The 17,998-nt window shown below is 70.1% G+C and carries 14 protein-coding genes; 7 read left to right on the top strand and 7 right to left on the bottom strand.

Going from position 1 to position 17,998, the window contains the following annotated elements; translation table 11 throughout:
- Positions 1-45: 45 nt before the first annotated feature.
- On the bottom strand, positions 46-792 hold the full coding sequence (locus WME98_RS36345; RefSeq protein ID WP_437946234.1) for a Bax inhibitor-1/YccA family protein: 747 nt from the start codon (positions 790-792) through the stop codon (positions 46-48).
- Positions 793-1,328: 536 nt separating this feature from the next.
- Between WME98_RS36345 and WME98_RS36340 the strand changes: the two genes are divergently transcribed.
- The 7 genes from WME98_RS36340 (at position 1,329) to WME98_RS36310 (ending at position 10,991) form a co-directional block, all read left to right on the top strand.
- Positions 1,329-2,450, top strand: a complete 1,122-nt coding sequence (locus tag WME98_RS36340) for a DUF4419 domain-containing protein (protein WP_061621761.1) — start codon at positions 1,329-1,331, stop codon at positions 2,448-2,450.
- 173 nt (positions 2,451-2,623) lie between these two features.
- Positions 2,624-3,877 carry a hypothetical protein gene (locus tag WME98_RS36335; RefSeq protein ID WP_437337242.1) on the top strand — a complete coding sequence of 418 codons (1,254 nt, stop codon included), beginning with the start codon at positions 2,624-2,626 and terminating at the stop codon, positions 3,875-3,877.
- 47 nt (positions 3,878-3,924) lie between these two features.
- A complete protein-coding gene (locus tag WME98_RS36330) occupies positions 3,925-5,019 on the top strand; it encodes a hypothetical protein (protein WP_437946232.1) in 1,095 nt (364 codons plus the stop codon).
- A 24-nt stretch (positions 5,020-5,043) separates the two neighbouring features.
- Entirely contained in the window at positions 5,044-7,470 is a 2,427-nt protein-coding gene (locus WME98_RS36325) for a DUF2169 family type VI secretion system accessory protein (protein ID WP_437946230.1), read from the top strand.
- The gene (locus WME98_RS36320; protein WP_437946229.1) at positions 7,467-9,203 is read left to right on the top strand and encodes a pentapeptide repeat-containing protein; all 1,737 of its coding nucleotides are present in this window, start codon (positions 7,467-7,469) and stop codon (positions 9,201-9,203) included. Before WME98_RS36325 ends, WME98_RS36320 begins: the two co-directional genes overlap by 4 nt.
- Positions 9,204-9,213: 10 nt before the next feature.
- Positions 9,214-9,888, top strand: a complete 675-nt coding sequence (locus WME98_RS36315; RefSeq protein ID WP_437946227.1) for a DUF3540 domain-containing protein — start codon at positions 9,214-9,216, stop codon at positions 9,886-9,888.
- Positions 9,889-9,899: 11 nt separating this feature from the next.
- Positions 9,900-10,991, top strand: coding sequence for a S41 family peptidase (locus tag WME98_RS36310; protein WP_437946225.1), 1,092 nt, complete (start codon positions 9,900-9,902; stop codon positions 10,989-10,991).
- Between the two features lie 89 nt (positions 10,992-11,080).
- On the opposite strand, the gene yjfF is transcribed toward WME98_RS36310, so the two are convergent.
- The 6 genes from yjfF to araA form a co-directional block, all read right to left on the bottom strand.
- Positions 11,081-12,109, bottom strand: coding sequence for a galactofuranose ABC transporter, permease protein YjfF (gene yjfF, locus WME98_RS36305; RefSeq protein ID WP_437954058.1), 1,029 nt, complete (start codon positions 12,107-12,109; stop codon positions 11,081-11,083).
- A complete protein-coding gene (locus WME98_RS36300) occupies positions 12,109-13,167 on the bottom strand; it encodes an ABC transporter permease (protein WP_061628528.1) in 1,059 nt (352 codons plus the stop codon). Before WME98_RS36300 ends, yjfF begins: the two co-directional genes overlap by 1 nt.
- Entirely contained in the window at positions 13,164-14,687 is a 1,524-nt protein-coding gene (locus WME98_RS36295) for a sugar ABC transporter ATP-binding protein (RefSeq protein ID WP_437946223.1), read from the bottom strand. Before WME98_RS36295 ends, WME98_RS36300 begins: the two co-directional genes overlap by 4 nt.
- Positions 14,688-14,730: 43 nt before the next feature.
- Complete coding sequence (locus WME98_RS36290) at positions 14,731-15,669, bottom strand: ABC transporter substrate-binding protein (protein ID WP_044988052.1); 939 nt, start codon at positions 15,667-15,669, stop codon at positions 14,731-14,733.
- A 114-nt stretch (positions 15,670-15,783) separates the two neighbouring features.
- Entirely contained in the window at positions 15,784-16,482 is a 699-nt protein-coding gene (locus WME98_RS36285; RefSeq protein ID WP_061628530.1) for an L-ribulose-5-phosphate 4-epimerase, read from the bottom strand.
- 10 nt (positions 16,483-16,492) lie between these two features.
- Positions 16,493-17,998: an L-arabinose isomerase gene (gene araA / locus WME98_RS36280; RefSeq protein ID WP_437954057.1), complete on the bottom strand. Its 1,506-nt coding sequence runs from the start codon at positions 17,996-17,998 to the stop codon at positions 16,493-16,495.

Raw genomic sequence — 17,998 nt, 5'->3', positions numbered from 1 at the left:
CGTAGATCGCATCGCGCGCCGGCGCGCGCGATGCGAGGGCGGCCGTCAGAAGTGGCGGCCCGAGAGGATCTGCAGAATGGACGAGAAGAGGTTGATGAAGTTGAGGTAGAGGTCGAGCGCGCCGCCCACGGGATCCTGCTCGTCCGAGTGGAGCAGGCGCGACGTGTTGTAGAGGACGTATCCCCCGAACACGAGCACCGACACGCTGGCGATCGCGAGCCCGAGGAGCGTGCTCCCGAGCAGGGCGTTGAGGAGCATGGCGCCGAGGACGACCATGGCGCCCATCACGAGCCCGCTGGCCAGGAACGACAGGTCCTCCTTCGAGAGGAGGACACCGAGCGTGAGGCTGCCGAACGTGAGGACCGTCAGGATGAACGTGTCCCGCACCGGGGCCGACGACAGGGTGCCGCCGAGGCCCGCGGCCACCTGGGCCATGTAGAGCGCAGGCGCCGTGGTGACCCCGAGGATCGCCGCCATCCCGAAGAGCGCGAGGACGTTGACGCCGGGGACGCGGCGCACCGCGCGGGCGCCGAACATCACGGCGAACACGATGAGCATCGAGAGGATCGGGTGGCTCGCGAAGAGCTCCACCAGCGGCGGCATCGGGCCCCCCGCGGCCGCCTCCTCCGCGTCCGGCGCCCCGATGTAGAGCGCGCACATGGCGCCCAGGGACGACACGACAAGGCTCGCCGTGAAGAGCCCATAGACCTTCTTCAGAAAGTCGATCCGCAGCGCCGCCTTCGCGTTGGGCGGTGCCCCCGCCACGTACGAACCCGCCTGGCGTGAACTCATCTGCTGCGCTCCTCCTTCAAGCCGATCGAAGCGGCTGCGCGAGCGTCTAGTCGTGCACCATTCGCCACGGACGTGCAACACCGCTGCGACGAGGCCCACCAACGCCCGGCAATCCGCGCGCGATTTACGCGCGATCTTACGCGCACACCACGCCCACAGTACGCCCACAACCATCCGCCATCCGCAAAAAATCACATGCCCACGGCATCGCCCGCGCGCCGTCGCCACGCGCCGCGCGCCACTCACCTGGGCGGGCGCCGGCGGCGCCGGCAGCGCCGCGCCGGCCCGAGGCGGCCCACGTCCCCACGTCCGAGGCGCGCCCTGGCCGGTGCGCTCGTCCTGATCGCGAGGCGAGTCGCCGTCGCGCAGCGAGCCTCCGTGACCGCTCCGTTTCATCCCGCGAAGGCGGCGGTTTCATGCCGCGAGGCCGGCGTGGGCCGCGCGAGCCGGCAGGTTGTCGCGCGCGGCACGCTCGTGTACGAAAGAAACGCGCCAGATCACGACGGCGTCGCGCCGGGCCAGGAGGACGAGGGGTCATGAACGTTACGACGATCGCCGTCGCGGAGGTCGAGCCAGCGACGGCGCCCTTACCGGGGTTCGACAGCGAGGCCGCCGTGCAAAGCCTGCTGGTCGCGCCGATCGAGGCGTCCTACCGGCACCGGCTGCCGCTCGTCGGGCGCACCGACCTGCACCCGCTCGTCCAGGCGGCCTATACCGCCTTCACCCAGCGCTATCCCCTCGTGATCTCGCCCGACGTTGTCTGGTTCTGCCTGGCGCGCGGCTTCACGCTCCACCTCGCCGCGAGCGACGAGCAGCGGCGCCGCTTCCTCGCGGAAGACCGCGATTTCGCGCTCGTCGTCGAGCGGCCCGACTTCAACCTCGGCCAGGTGAACCCGTGGCCCGCGTTGTTTCCGGATTTCTCCAGGCAGGTTTCAGCGCGGGTCGGGACGCTGCGGGATCTCGTGACAGCCAACTTCTCCACCACGGGTCCTGTCGAGCGGGTGTCTTCGGAGCTCACGGTGGCGACCCCGCTCGCGCCGCACTTCGACTGGGAGCCGCCGTTCCCGGGCGATCTCGTGTACCCGCAGCGCGGCATCCCGCGCGTGTACCTGCTCGGCACCTCCGACGACTGGCGCTGGGTGCGCCAGCGCGTGGCGATGCTCGGCGCCGTCGGACAGGAGCGCTGGACGCGCGCCCTCCTGCCCGTGCTCGACCAGATCGCCGCCTCGTCGGAGGGGCGCGCCGACAGGTCGTTCTGGCGCGCGTTCTTCCGCTACGAGAACCCGGCGGACGAGCTCACGGGGTGGATCCACGTGCTGTTTCCTTACCTGCGCGCCTGGCCCAACGACTACTTCGCCCCGAACCCCTATATCGAGAGCTGGCACGAGCGGTGGCTGACGGCGGAGTCCCGCAGCGACGCGCTCGGGGGGCTCGGCAACCCGCAAGGGCCCGGGCTCTCCGAGATACCGCCCGGCCTGACGAGCGCCCAGCTTCGCTTCGTCGACGGGGGCCGCCGGCCGCACCCCATGGAGTTCATCAGCGGCCTGATCGGCGTCACGCAGGACCCGCACTCGCTCGCGCTCATCCCCGAGTTCGTGTGGGCCGTGGTGCACCAAGCAGCCGAGTCTGCCGCAGAGCGCCCCGCCGAGGCCTCCTGAGCCGCGCGCCGGCGCATGCGCGCATGCGCACATGCCGATCGACCGCGCGGGGCTCGAGGCGGGAACGCTCCGGGCGGTTCTGCATGGACGGCTGGCGCACCGTGACCTAGGATAGGGAGCCCGCCACGGGGCGACGCCATGCGTCGTCCATCACGCTCGACACGGAGGCTCCAGTGCCCGGAGGCAAGTTCGCGCTACTCGAAGTCCCCGACCTGAACGGCGGGCAGCCGTCGTACCTGCGCCTCGGGGCCGCCGCGCCCCTCGGCGAGAGCGCGGGCGACGACCTCGCGGAGCGGATTCAGACCTTCACCGACGACACGCGCAAGCGCGACGGCTCGCCCGACTTCGTGCCCGAGGGCGAGCGCCAGGCCGAGACGGCGAAGCTGCACACGAAGGGCGGCTGGCGCGATCACTCGGACGGCAACCGGATCTCGACGACCAAGGGCGACAAGGTCGAGGTGATCGGGGGCAATTACCGCCTGCTCATCCTCGGCCGCGGCGAGCACCAGGCCGGCTGGGACATCTCGGGAGGGCACCTCACCGAGGTCAGCGAGACCTTCGGCGGCGGCACCACCATCGAGTGGGTGCAGAACTACGGCGGCACGTGGAAGGTGGTCGAGACGACCGTCAAGGGCGAGGTGCGCACCACCTACCACGGCGACGTCTACGACTATTATTACGGCAAGATCAAGCAGAGCCAGACGGGCACCGACACGTTCCCCACGCTGCAGGTCACCGACGACTACATCGACGACACGAACCCGCCCTCCCCCCAGTCGATCCCCACGGAGAACCCGACGATCATCGATGAGACGTGGGCGAAGAGCATCTCGTCCTACACCGGCTCGGAGAAGCTGCCGGTCCCCACGATCACGAACGAGACCTGGGCGGAGGTGATGGTCTCGAAGACGAACGCCAAGTCGATGACCGACGAGACGACCGTCAAGGAAGCGTCGGTGTCCACGATGAAGGCCGAGTCGATCACGTCCTCCACCACGGTCGACGGGACCATGGAGGACACGACCACGGCGAAGACGATCCGGAACAAGACCACCGCGGACAAAATCATCTCGGAGACGCGCGCCGACACGAAGGACGAGATGTACGGAGACGCCGACTCCTACACGCAGGGCAACAGCAAGACCGTGGTCGACGGGATCGAGACGACGATCAACCTCGGCGTCGTGAACGAGGTCGTCCTCGGGGCGATGATCGAGACGACGCTCGGCGGCGAGGTGACGTTCACGGCCGGGGGCTCCCTCGACGTGACCGTCGGCGCCAAGGTGGAGCTCAGCATGACCGCGAGCGTCGACTTCTCCGTCGGCCCCAAGCTCGAGGTGGGGACGGCCGGCGTGGAGCTCCACGCCAGCAAGACCGAGATCGCGCTCACGCACAAGGTCCTCTCGGCGTTCAATCTCTTCTTCTGAGGGCGGCGAGCACCCCGCTCGACGCGCCCACCGGATACGGAGCTCCCATGGCCGGCGATGGCAAATACGCGATCCTCCACGTCCCCGACTTCAGCGAGGGGATGTCGTCGTACCTGCGCATCGGCGCGACGCCCGAAGACGATTACACGTGGCGGGACGAGACCGACGGCAACCGGATCACGACCACCCGGGGCGACAAGATCGAGATCATCGGGGGCACCTACTCGATGACGGTCCTCGGTCGAAGGGAGTTCAAGGCCAGCTCGGAGGTGGAGGAAGGGCGCATCAAGCAGGGCGGCATCACCTTCCAGGGGCGGAGCGATATCGAGATCGTGAAGGGCCCCCGCGGCCAGCGGCGGATCCGCGAGACGACCGTCAAGGGCGAGGTGCACTCGACCTACCACGGCGACTCGTACGAGTACCATTACGGCGGCAAGCTGGTGAGCCGCACCGGCGACCCGGACACGCCGACGCCGATCGAGGACTACCCGTCGGTGATGACCGAGAACCCCACGATCGTCTCCAGGACGTGGGCGAAGAGCATCTCGTCCTATACCGGCTCGGCGAAGCTGCCGGTGCCCTCGATCCACGAGGAGACCTGGGCGGAGGCGATGGTGTCGAAGACGCACGTCACGACGATGACCGACGAGACGACCGTCGAGGGGCCGTCGAAAGATACGATGAAGGCCGGGTCGATCTCGTCCACCACCACGGTCGAAGAGACCATCTCGGACACCACCAAGGCCGGGACCATCAAGAACAAGACCACCGCCGACAAGATCATCTCGGAGACCCGCGCCGACACCGAGGATGAGATGTACGGAGACGCCGACTCCTACACGCAGGGCAACAGCAAGACCGTCGTCGACGGGATCGAGACCACGATCAACCTCGGCGTGGTGAACGAGGTCGTCCTCGGGGCGATGATCGAGGCGACGCTCGGCGGGGAGGCGACCCTCTCGGTCGGGGCGACGGTCGACGCGACGGTCGGCCTGGAGGCGTCCGTCAGCGTGACCGCGACCCTCGAGGCCAGCGTCGGCCCCTCGCTCTCGATGGGGCCCTCGCGCGAGAAGATCTCCCTGGACCGGAGCAAGGCCGCGCCCGTCCGCACGAACATCGCGGCGGTCCACCTCCTCGTGTGACGCAGGAGCGCGGCGAACCCACGGATGGCGAACAAGAACCTCACCCCGTTCCTCTTCGGCAGCAAGGTCACCTCGCGCCGGCCACCCCAGCCGGAGATGACCCTGATCGTCCGAGCGAAGTTCACGCTGCGGCCCGGAGCGCCGCTCTCCCTGCCCGAAGGCCACCCGGCGCTCGCGCAGGGGACGCTGCTCGGCGACGTGTTCCGCGACGACGACCACGACATGACCGGCGAGTGCCTGTATCCGAGCGATCTCGCCGACTTCAAGCCGCACGCGGACGTGCTCTTGCTCGGCACCTGCCACACGCCGGGCAAGGCGCGCATGACCGAGTGTCCGGTGCGGTTCGGCGTCGGATCGTGGTCCAAGATCCTGCGCGTGGTCGGCGATCGGGTGTGGATGGATGGCCTCCTCGGGCCGGCCATGAGCGATCCGGTCCCCTTCGACCGGATGCCCCTCGGCGATCGGTACAGCTTCGGCGGGCCCGAACACCCGCTGAACCCGGTGGGCAAAGGCCACGGGACACGCGAGCTCCCCAACGTCGAGAACGCGGACGATCTCCTGCTGTCGCGCTCGGACCGGCCGGCCCCCGCGGGCTTCGGGCCGCTGTCGCCCCATCGGCCCGACCGGCGCGCCAAGGTCGGCAAGCAGTACGGCAAGTCGTACCGCGAGAAGCGGGCGCCGTACTACGCCGAGGACTTCGACTGGACGTTCTTCAACGCCGCTCGGCCCGATCAGTGGCTCCCTTACCTGCGCGGGGACGAGGAGCTCCTGTTCCAGAACCTCCACCCGGACGCGGAGGTGTTCCGGTCGCGGCTCCCGGGGCTCAGGATCCGCGTCTTCGTCAAGGACGCGGAGCGCGGGTTCCGCGAGGTGCCGGTGCACCTCGACACGCTGCTCGCCGACCTGGACAAGGAGGCCCTGTACCTCACCTGGCGAGGCCTCACCGAGGTGACCGACGACGATCTCTCGCTCACCACCACGCTCGTCGCCTCCGAGCCGCTCGACGGGCCGTCGCCGCCGCCGGAGCACTACCGGGAGATCCTCGAGCGGTTCGAGGCCGATCCGCTCGAGATCGAGCAGCAGATCGCGCCGGAGCTCAAGGAGGAGTGGAAGGCCCTCCAGGCGCTGGCGCGGAAGGGCGACGAGGCGGCGCCGCCGGACGCGTCCGGGCTCGACCCGCTGTCGGCGCTGCTCAAGGCGCGGCTCGGCGACGCCGCCAAGCCGCAGCAGGACAAGATCCGCCGGGCCATGGCGGGGCTCGCGGGCATCGCCGTGCCGGGGGGGAAGGCCCTCGGCGGCGTGATCGCCGACGCGCTACGCAACCTGCCGCGGTCGTCGCAGGCCCTCCCGCCGCCGAGCGCGGACGCGCGGCCCGCGGTGACCGACGCGCAGCTCCGGACCGCCTTCCGGCGGGTCGCGCGGGCGGTGGAGGAGGCGAAGTCGCTGGCGGCCGCGCGCGGGGCGCAGGTCCCGGCGCTCGCGGCGTGGGACAAGCTCGCGAGCGACTCGAAGCTCGCGGCGATGGGCCTGTCCGCGGCCCCGCCGCGGCCGCCGGGGCAGCCCGGGCCGGGGAGCGACCTCTCCGGCCAGGACCTGAGCGAGCAGGACCTGAGCGGCGTCGATCTGACCGGCGCGAACCTCACCGGCGCCATCCTCACGGGCGCGAACCTCCGCGGCGCGAAGCTCGCCCGCGCGACGCTGAAGCAGGCGGTGTTGTTCGACGCCGACGTGCGCGACGCCGACTTCACGGGCGCGGACCTGAGCCACGCGACGCTCCAGAGCGCGTGGGGCGAGCGCGCCGTCTTCCGCGGCGCCACGCTGGAGGGCGCCTCGTTCGACGGCGCGCGGCTCATGGGCGCCGATCTCTCGGAGAGCCAGGGAGCGCAGATCGTCTTCTCGCGGGCGGACATGACCGGGGCCACCGCGCGGGAGGCGAGGTGGACCGCGGCGTACCTGGAGGGCACCGTGCTCGAGCGCGCGGACCTGTCCCAGGCGTCGCTCGCGCGGTGCTTCGTGTCGAAGGCGAGCGCGGCCTCGGCCACGTTCGCGGGCGCGACCCTCGCCGGCGCGAGCTTCTCCGGCTCCGATCTGCGAAAGGCCGTGTTCACGGGCGCGCGCGGCGAGGGCAGCGTGTGGATGGGCGCGAACCTCACCGGCGCGGATCTCAGGCTCGCCGTGCTGACGAGCGCCCACTTCACCGACGCCGTGGCCGACGGGGCGAGCTTCTTCGGCGCCAACGCGCGCGGCGCCCGGTTCTTCCGGGCGAACCTCACGCGGGCCGATTTCACGCGCGCCAACCTGTTCGACGCGGACCTGCACAAGGCGCTCGTCCCGGAGGCGAAGTTCGTCGATGCGAACCTCTACGATGCCAAGTTCTACGAGACCGCCGGCTCCGGCTGCGATTTCCGGGGGGCGAACCTGAAGCGCTCGACGCTGGAGCGGGATCGATGACCCCGGACGAGCTGAAGGCGCGGGTCCAGGCGGGCGAGGCGCTCGAGGGCCGGGCGCTCGGGGAGATGGACCTGCGGGGCGCCGACCTCCGCAAGGCGCGGCTGCGCGGCGCGAAGCTCGGCCGGCTGCAGCTGGACGGCGCGGACCTGTCGGGCGCCGACCTCCGCGGGGCGCAGATCGCCTGGTGCGGGCTCCGCGGCGCGGACCTGTCGGGCGCCGATCTCGAGGGGGCCGCCGTGGCCCAGAGCGATCTCTCGGGCGCGAACCTCTCCGGCGCGAACCTCGCGGGGGCCCACCTGGTCCGCGGCCAGCTGGCCGGCGCCAACCTGAGCGGCGCGCGGATCCAGGGGGCCAACCTGGCCGAGTCGCGGCTCGCGGGGGCGGAGCTCTCGGGGGCGACCCTGTCGAACGCGCGGCTCGATCTCGCCGACCTCACGGACGCCTCGCTCGACGGCGCGACGCTCGCGCACGCCTCGTTCGCGCGGGCGGACCTCTCGGGCGCCTCGCTGGTGCAGGCGCGGATCGAGGGCTCGACGTTCGCCGAGGCGAGCCTCCGGCGGGCCGATCTCTCGGGCGCCGAGCTCGACACGGTGGTGTTCCTGAAGGCCGATCTCCGGGAGGCCGTGCTCCCGAAGAAGCTCACGAAGGCCGTGTTCGACGGCGCGCGCCTCGGCCGAATCGATCTCTCCGGCGCGGACCTCGCGGGCGCGGCGCTGGAGGAGATGGACTTCGCCGGGGTGAGCTTCGAGAACGCGAACCTCACGCTGTCGTCGCTCCAGGGCACGAACCTCCGCGGCGCGAGCTTCCGGGGCGCGACGCTCGACCAGACGACGCTCGCGAACTGCGACCTCACCGGCGCGGATTTCCGGGGCGCGACGCTGAGGTCGTGCATGCTGTACGGGGCGCGGCTGCCGGGCGCGGATCTCTCGGGCAAGGACCTCGAGATGGTCGTCTTCACCGAGGCCGACCTCTCCGGCGCGAACCTGTCCGGGTCGCGGCTCGTGCGCTGCGTCCTGGAGCGGGCGGACCTCTCGGGCGCGGACCTGACCCGCGCGCTCGTCTCGCAGACCACGCTGCGGCTCGCCCGCGTGGAGGGCATCCGCTTCGAGAAGGCGATCTTCGATTGCGTGGACTTCTCCGGCGTGGACCTGACCCGCACGTCGCTCGCCGGACTGACCATCTCGCGGTGCTTCTTCGCGCTCGGCAACCTCTCGGGGATGGACCTGTCGGGGTGCGACCTGTCGAACTGCGATTTCACCGCGTGCAACCTGGAGCGCACCCGCCTGGAGGGCGCCATCCTGGCCAACGCGAACTTCAAGGAGGCGAACCTGCGGCACGCCACCCTGTCGGGCGCCATGGCGAAGGCCGCCTTCTTCGGCGAGGGCACCCTCGCCGGGGCCGTATTGACGCAGGCGATGCTCCGCAACGCGATCTTCGTGAAGGCCGATCTCGCGGGGGCGAACCTCGCGGGGTCCGATCTCCGGGAGTCGCTGCTGACCGAGGCCCGCGCGGCCGGGGCGCTGTTCGTGGGCGTCAGGGCGAACTACGCGGACTTCTCGCACGCGGACGTCACCGGCGCCGACTTCACCGGCGCGGATCTGACGTGGGCGAACCTGCACCATATCCGCGACGAGAAGGCGCGTTATCTCGACGCGAACCTCGCCACGGCGAGGCGCACGGACGTGGACCGGCTGGAGGCCGAGGCCTGGATGCCGCCTGAGCGGCGCTCGTAGAGGAGGAGCCATGTCGATGGGAGCCATGAAGGAGAGCGATCGCGCGGCGGCCGTGCGGGTGGACGCGCCGGGGGGCGAGGAGCACGCCGCGCGCGGCCGGGGCGCCGAGCTGCCCAGGATCGGCCTGGCGCGGGCCGGCGCCGCGGCGGAGGGCGAGGCGGGCCCGGCCGCGGCGCTCCCGCGGGAGTACCTGGGCCCGGCGCGGGTCACCTCGGCGGAGGCGGGCGCGATCGCGGTGGAGCTGCCGGGCGGCCAGCCGGTCGCGGTCCAGATGGCGCTCGCGCTGCCCTACGAGCCCGCGCTGGACGACACGCTGCTCGTCATCGGGCGGGACGACGCGTATTACGCGATCGGCGTGCTCCACGGGCGGGGGCGGTCGGTCCTGTCGCTCCAGGGCGACGTGGCGGTGCACGCGCGGGAGGGCGCGCTCTCGCTGTGCGGCGACAAGGGCGTCGAGATCCGGGGGCCGGAGCTCGAGGTGCAGGCCGGCAAGATCCGGATGGTGGCCGACGCCGTGGTCCAGAAGTTCACGTCGGTCTACCAGCGGGTGAGCGCGCTCCTGAGCGTCCAGGCCAGCGAGTCGCACACGGTGGTGGAGAAGACCTCGTTCACGAAGGCGAAGAACGCCACGATCCTGACCGAGGAGACGGTCACGGTGAACGGCAAGCAGATCCTCTTGGGCTAGGAGGCCACGCGATGCTCCCCCCGAACAACAAGGCCGTCGGCATGAGCGCCGGTCTTCCGGACGTGTGCCTGTCGCCGATGCTCGGCCCGTACCCCTTCTTCAACTTCCACCCGAACGCGACGATGTTCCCGTTCTCGCCCAACGTGTGGTTCTCGATGGCGCCCGCCCTGAACCTGGCGTCGTTCAGCCCGATCACGCTGGGCGACCAGCTGGGCACGCTGCACCCGACGTTCATGGGGCAAGGGCGGCACACGTTCGGCTATATCAAGGTCATCATCAACGGCCTTCCGGTGACGACGCACCTGTCGCCGAGGATGGGCAACAACTTCAACTGCCCCGTCGGCGCCCAGCTGCTCCCGAGCCTGAACAACTCACGCGTCGGCTACAACGCGGGCAGCGCGGAGAGCGCCGGGAGCGCGCGCGACGCCCGTCCGGCCGGCGTTGCGCACGTGGCAGACCTCGATGCGCTTGTCGCGTCGCTGCATCCCTGCGGGAGCGCGTCGCCCGTCGTCGATAGCGCCTGGATCGCGCCGGGGGTCGGCTACCTGCGCATCCACCGGTTCTCGCTGGACGTGCCGGCCCGGGTCCACACGGCGCTCGGCGCGCTCGAGGCGGCGGGGCTGGAGACGCTCGCGCTCGACCTGCGCGGCAACCCCGGGGGGGAGCTCACGGCGTCCCTCGAGCTCGCGGGCGACTTCCTGGAGCCGGGGAGCGTCCTCGCGCGGGCGATCGACGCGGACGGCGACGAGATCGTGCACCGGTCGAGCCACCGGAACCCGTGCCGCGCGCCGCTGTGGATCCTGGTGGATGCCGCGACGGCGTCCGCGGCGGAGCTCTTCGCCGGCAGCCTGCAGTGGCACGGGCGGGCGATCGTCGCGGGGGAGCGGACGTACGGCAAGGGGACGGCGTTGAAGGTCGCGGTCGATCCGGCGGAGCGCGCGCCGGTGCTCGCGCCGGCGGCGATGATGGTCCTGCCGGGCGGGGAGGCGATCCACGGCGTCGGCGTCCGGCCGGACGTCGAGCTGGGGAGCGAGGCGACTGCGCCGGACGGGGTGCCGCCGTCGATTGCCCAGCTCTTCGCCGGGGTCACCTCGAATCCGTGAGCCGTCCGAGGCTTTACCCGTTCAAGTCGTAGCTGGCTCCGGCGCAGGTCCGGCCATGGGAGCGATACCGCATCTCGCCGGTATCGCTCTCATGGCCTCTTCGGCGTCCCGCCGGCCAGGCGCCGCTCGAAGAGCCGCTGCAGCAGGCAGGAGAACAGCAGGAGGAGCCCGACGACGATCTTGGTCCACCAGGAGCTGAGCGTGCCCTCGAACATGATGAGGGTCTGGATGGTGCCGTAGATGAGCACGCCGAACAGGGTCCCGACGACCGTGCCGAAGCCGCCGGTCAGCAGGGTGCCGCCGATGACGACGGCGGCGATGGCGTCCATCTCCATCCCGCCGGCGTGCAGCGCGTAGCCGGACACCATGTAGAACGTGAAGGCGACGCCCGCCAGCGCCGAGCAGAACCCGCTCAAGGTGTAGATGAGCACCTTGGTCCTCCCCACCGGGAGGCCCATGAGCATGGCGGATTGCTCGTTGCCGCCGATCGCGTAGACGGTGCGACCGAAGCGCGTGTAGTGCGCGAGGTAGATCGCCGCGGCGAACAGCACGAGCGCGATGATCACGTTCCAGGTGATCGACGTGTCGAACAGGAACGGGATGCGGTGCGACGAGGCGGCGACGTAGAAGCCGTCGTGGATGGTGATCGAGTCGATGCTGATGAGGTAACAGAGCCCGCGGGTCAGGAACATGCCCGCCAGCGTGACGATGAAGGGCTGGACCTCGAAGTAGTGGATGATCACCCCCATCGCGAGGCCGATGCCCGCGCCCATGGCCAGGACGAGCGGGATGACCGCCGCCGGGCTGACGCCGTGCTTCTCGACGAGCGACGCCGAGACCATCGTGGTCAGCGCGATGACCGAGCCGACCGAGAGGTCGATCCCGCCAGAGAGGATGACGAACGTCATCCCGACGGCCGCGATCGCCAGGAACGCGTTGTCGATGAAGAAGTTGAGGAACACCTGCAGCGAGAAGAACCCGTCGAACAGGCAAGATCCGGCGCCGAACATGAGCACGAACAGGCCGATGGTGACGGCGAGGGGCAGGTGCCTCGGGCTCAACCGGAGCGACGGCCTGGTCACGGTTGCGGTGTTGCCCGTCACGGCTGCGGTGTCCATCATGGAACGGCCACTCTCCCGGCCCGCTGCCTCCCAAGGAGGCCCCTGACCTTCTGCGATTGCAGGATGCTGACCACGAAGACGACGAGCGCCTTCACCACGAGGTTGACCTCGGGCGGGACGCCGACGGCGTAGATCGTGGTCGTGAGCGTCTGGATGATGAGGGCGCCGACGACGCTCCCCGCCAGCGTGAACTTGCCCCCGGCGAGCGACGTCCCGCCCAGGACCACCGCCAGGATGGCGTCGAGCTCGAAGAGCAGGCCCGCGTTGTTGCCGTCGGCGCTCTTGACGTTCGAGCTCACGATCAGCCCCGCGATGCCGGCGCACAGGCCGCACACCGCATAACAGGCGAAGGTGATCGAGCGCGCCCGGATCCCGGCGAGCCGCGAGGCGACCGGGCTCATGCCGATCGCCTCGACGAACATGCCGAGCGCGGTCTTGCGGGCCAGGAGCCCGAGGACGGCGCCCACGCCCGCCACGATGAACAGCGACGCCGGGATGCCCAGCAAGAAGCCGTTCCCGATGGCGTGGTAAGGGCTGTAGTAGATCGTGATGATCTGGCCGCCCGTGATGAGCTGGGCGATGCCCCGGCCCGTGACGAGCAGGATCAGGGTCGCGATGATCGGCTGCATGCCGACCATCGACACCAGCGCGCCGTTCCACATGCCGCAGGCCACCGCCGCGCCCAGCGCGCCGGCGAGCACGAGCGGCAGCGGGACCTGGGTCACGTCCGCCATGCCGGCCCCGCCGCTCATCGAGAGCTCGCCGCCGATCAGCGCGGCCGCGACCGCGCCCGAGATGGCGACGACCGCGCCGACGGAGATGTCGATCCCGTGGGTGGCGATCACCAGGGTGAGCCCCATGGCGATGATCATGAGCGGCGACGCGCGGTTCAGGATGTCGATGACGCTGCCGTACAGGTGGCCATCCTTGACCGTGACCGCGAAGAACTGCGGGTTGTTGATGAGGTTGAACAGGAGGAGCAGGCCGAGCATCGCCAGCGGGAAGGAGATGCTCCTCCCGGCGAGCCGGCGCAGGGAAGCCGCCGCCGCGCTCACGCGTGCCCTCCCGCGATGATCTGGTACACCCCCTGCTCGTCGGTCTGGCCCGCGTCGAGCTCCGCCACCTGGCGCCGGTCCCGCAGGACGACGACCCGGTCCGCGTAGCGCAGCGCCTCGGCCATCTCCGAGGAGACGAGCACCACCGCCATGCCCCGATCGCAGAGCTCCATGACCCGGCCCATGATCTCCCCCTTGGCCGCCACGTCGATGCCGCGGGTCGGCTCGTCGAGGATGAGCATGCGCGGATCGGTCGCCAGCCATCGGGCGAGGAGCGCCTTCTGCTGGTTCCCGCCGCTCAGCTTGCAGATGGGCACCTCCGCGTCGGCCGCCGCGATGCCGAGCCGCTCGATGTAGCCGCGGGCGATGCTGTCCTGTCGAGCCCGGGACAGGTTGCGGAACATGCCGCGCTTCGCCTGGAGGGCGAGGACGATGTTCTCGCGCACCGAGAGGTCGCCGATGATGCCCTCGGCCTTCCGGTCCTCGGGGCAGAACGCGATCCCGTGCGCGATCGCGTCGAGCGGCGAGCGGATGTGCGCCTCGGCGCCGTCGATCTCGATGGTGCCCTGATCCGCCTGGTCGACCCCGAACAGGAGCCGCGCCGTCTCCGTCTTCCCGGCGCCCAGGAGGCCCGCGAGGGCGAGCTCCTCCCCCGCCCTCACCTCGATGTCGATGTCCTGGACCGAGCCCTTCTTGCCCAGCCCGCGCGTCCGCAAGAGCGGCGCGTCTCCGCCCGCCGGCCGCTCCGCCCGGGGGCGCGCGGACCGGCTAGGACCTTCGTCTTGGACCTCGCGCCCCACCATCCGCGTGATGAGCTGCATCCGCGACAGCTCGGCGATCGGGTACTCGCCGACCAGCTGCCCGTTCCTCAGCACCGTGACCCGGTCGGAGATCTCGAACAGCTGATCGAGGAAGTGCGAGATGAACAGGATCGCCATCCCCTGCGCCTTGAGGCGCCGGATGATCGAGAACAGCACCCGGACCTCGTCCTCGGCCAGGCTCGACGTCGGCTCGTCGAGGATGAGGATCTTGGCCCGGGCGGTCAGCGAGCGGGCGATCGCGACGATCTGCTGGACGGCGAGCGAGAAGTCGGAGAGCGGCGCGGTGACGTCGATGTGAACGTTCAGATCCTCGAGCGCGGCGGCGGCCCTCCGGTGCATCTCCCCCCACCGGAGGGCGTAAGGGCTCGAGCCCTCCCGGCCGAGGCAGATGTTCTCGGCGACCGACAGGTTGGTGCAGAGGTTCACCTCCTGGAACACCGCGCTGATGCCGAGCTTCTGCGCCTCGAGCGGGCTCGTCGGCCTGATCTCCCGGCCTTCGAGGAGGATGTGCCCGCTGTCCGCGGTGTGGACGCCGGTGAGGACCTTGACCAGGGTCGACTTGCCGGCGCCGTTCTGCCCCATGAGGGAGTGCACCTCTCCCGGCAGCAGGCGGAAGTCGACCGACTGGAGCGCCTGCACTCCGGAGAACCGCTTGGAGATCGCCTTCATCTCGAGCATGGGCAGGGCGTCGCTCATCATCGCACTCCTCCGTCCGGTCTCCGCGCCGAGCTCTCCGTCGCGCTCAGTACTTGCGCTTCGGGAACTCCGCGGCGGCGGTCTCCATCGGGAAGACGCCCTCCTCGGTCACGATGCGCTTGGGCAACGTCTTGCCGGCCACGAGGTCGTTCACCGCGCTCATGAGCTGCGGCCCGAGCAGGGGGCTGCACTCGACCGTCACGTTGAGCTTGCCGGCCATCATCGCCTCGAACGCGCCCTTCACCGCGTCGATCGAGATGATCAGGATGTCCTTGCCGGGCTTCAGGCCGGCCTCCTCGATGGCCTGGATCGCGCCGATCGCCATGTCGTCGTTGTGCGCGTAGAGGACGTTGATGTTCTTCCCCTCCGCCTTGAGGAACGCCTCCATGACCTCCTTGCCCTTGGCGCGGGTGAAGTCCCCCGTCTGCGAGCGGAGGATCTTGAAGTTCGGCTTGTCCTTGATGATCTCCTCGAACCCCTTCTTGCGATCGATGGCGGGGGCGGAGCCGACCGTGCCCTGCAGCTCGACGATGTTGACGGTGCCCTGCTGGTCCTTCGTCTTCTCGACCAGCCACTTCGCCGCGCGGCGGCCCTCCTCGACGAAGTCCGACCCCATGAAGGTGACCCAGAGGCTGTCGTCCTTCGTGTCCACGGCGCGATCGGTCAAGATGACCGGGATCTTGGCCGCCTTGGCCTCGCGCAGGACGGGCTCCCAGCCGGTCTCGACCACGGGCGAGAACGCGATGACGTCCACCTTCTGGGCGATGAACGACCGGATGGCCTTGATCTGGTTCTCCTGCTTCTGCTGCGCGTCGGAGAACTTGAGCTCGATCCCCGCGGCCTTGGCGGCCTCCTCGATCGACTTCGTGTTCGCCGTCCGCCACTCGCTCTCGGCGCCGATCTGCGAGAACCCCAGCGTGATCTTCTTCTTCTCCGACTGACAACCCAACCCACCCAGGATCACCGATAGTCCAGTCAGGACCATCACCGCGACGGCGACAACACGGCTCCTCTTCATGGCGCAGCTCCTTTCCGCTCCATCCTATGCACATCTCGTCCGCGGGACGCTCGCTCTTCGTCGCCCTCGCGGTGTCCGGCCTTACTTCTGGCCGTAATACGCGCCCTTGCCGTGCTTCCGCTCGAAGTGCTTGCGCACGAGCGCGTCCGGGAGGCGCGGGGCGCCCGGGTGGATGGCGCGCGTGATGAACGCCATCCGCGCGATCTCCTCGAGCACCGCCGCGTTGTACACCGCCTTGTCGGCGTCCTCTCCCCACGCGAAGGGGGCGTGTCCCGCCACCAGCACCATCGGCGTGTGGAGCGGGTTCCGCTCCGCGAAGCACTCGAGGATCTGCCTGCCGGTCTCGGTCTCGTAGTCGCCCTGCACGGCGTCCGGCCGCATCACCGCGGTGCACGGCACGTCCTCGGCCAGGTGATCGGCGTGGGTCGTCCCGTAGATCGGGATCGGCATGCCCGTCTGCGCCCAGCCGGTCGCGTAGGTCGAGTGGGTGTGGACGATGCCGCCCACCCCGCGGAAGTTCGCGTAGAGGACGATGTGCGTCCGGGTATCCGAGGAAGGTCGGAGTTGGCCCTCGACCACCTTCCCCTCGAGATCGACGACCACCATGTCGTCGATCGACAGCCGGTCGTACGGCACGCCGCTCGGCTTGATGGCCAGGACGCCCCGGTCGCGGTCGAACGCCGAGACGTTGCCGAACGTGTAGATCGCGAGCCCTCGGCGCGGGATCTCCAGGTTCGCCGCCCAGGCGCGCTCTCGCAGCTCTCGGTAGGTCGCGCTCACGTCACATCCCTCAGCGCGACAGCCGGTAGGCGAGGTCGTTCCAGCGCAGCTCGTTCCTCAGCGCGTGGATCTCGGTCCCGACCCCGATGCGGATCAGCTCCACGCCGGCGATCGACGCGAAGTCCTCCAGGTGCTCCATCGTCACGGCGCGGCTGTGCGCGCAATGATGAGCGCCACCCGCGAGGATCCAGGCCTCGCACGCGCGCTTGAAGTCCGGCTTCGGGATCCACACCGCGCGCGCCACGGGCAGGTTCGGCATCTCCTCCTCGGGCGGCACCGCCTCGAGCTCGTTCGCGACCATCCGCATGCGGCCGCCCAGATCGATCATGGACACGTTCACGGCGGGCCCGATCCCGGAGTCGAAGACCAGCCGGCACGGGTCCGCTTTGCCGCCGATGGAGAGCGGGTGGATCTCCAGCGACGGCCTCCCCGCGGCGATCGTCGGGCAGATCTCGAGCATGTGGGCGCCGAGGACCCGCTCCTTCCCGTCGACGAGGTGATAGGTGTAGTCCTCCATGAACGAGACGCCGCCGCGCAGCCCGGTCGCCATGACCTTCAGCGCGCGGACGAGGCCGCACGACTTCCAGTCGCCCTCGGCGCCGAAGCCGTAGCCGTCGGCCATGAGCCGCTGCACCGCGAGGCCGGGGAGCTGCTTGAGCCCGTGCAGGTCCTCGAAGGTCGTCGTGAACCCGCCGAAGCCGCCCTCCTTCAGGAAGGAGCGCAGCGCCGCCTCCTGCCTCGCCGCGTAGCGCAGATCGTTGCGGCGCGCGCCGCCCTTCCTCAGGGCGGGAGCGACCGAGTACGCCTCGTCGTACTCCGCCACCAGGCGCTCGACCTCGGCCTCGTCCACGTCCGCGATCCGCCCGACGAGGTCGCCCACGCCGTAGCCGTTCACCGACCACCCCAGCTTGACCTGCGCCTCGACGCGGTCCCCGCCGGTGACGGCCACCTCGCGCATGTTCATGCCGCCGAAGCGCGCGATCTTGAGCCGCCGCGCGTCCAGCATCGCGCAGGCCGCGCGCGCCCAGACGTCGAGCTTGGCGAGCACGTCGTCGTCCTGCCAGTGCCCGACCACGACCTTCCGCTCGATGCGCAGACGCGCGCCGATGTACCCGAACTCGCGATCTCCGTGGGCGGACTGGTGCAGGTTCATGAAGTCCATGTCGATGCTCCCCCAGGGGAGCTCGCGCCCGTGCTGCGTGTGCAGGTGAGCGATCGGCTTCTCGAGCCGCGTGAGCCCCGCGATCCACATCTTCGCGGGCGAGAACGTGTGCATCCACGTGATCACGCCGGCGCACCGCGGCGTCGCGTTCGCCTCGCGACAGACGGCGAGGATCGCCTCGGGGCTCTTCAGCGTCGGCTTCCAGACGACCTTGACCGGGAGCTTGCCCGAGGCGTCGAGAAACCCGGCGATCTCCCGCGCGTGCTCGGCGACCTGCTTCAGCGTGTCCTCGCCGTAGAGGTCCTGGCTGCCGGTCAAGAACCAAACCTCGAAGCTCTCCCGAAGATCCTGCAT

Source organism: Sorangium sp. So ce296 (genome assembly GCF_051529605.1).
Classification (GTDB): Bacteria; Myxococcota_A; Polyangia; order Polyangiales; family Polyangiaceae; genus Sorangium; species Sorangium cellulosum_D.
Note: the sequence above shows the minus strand (reverse complement) of the source record. Positions and strands in the feature narration are given on the sequence as shown.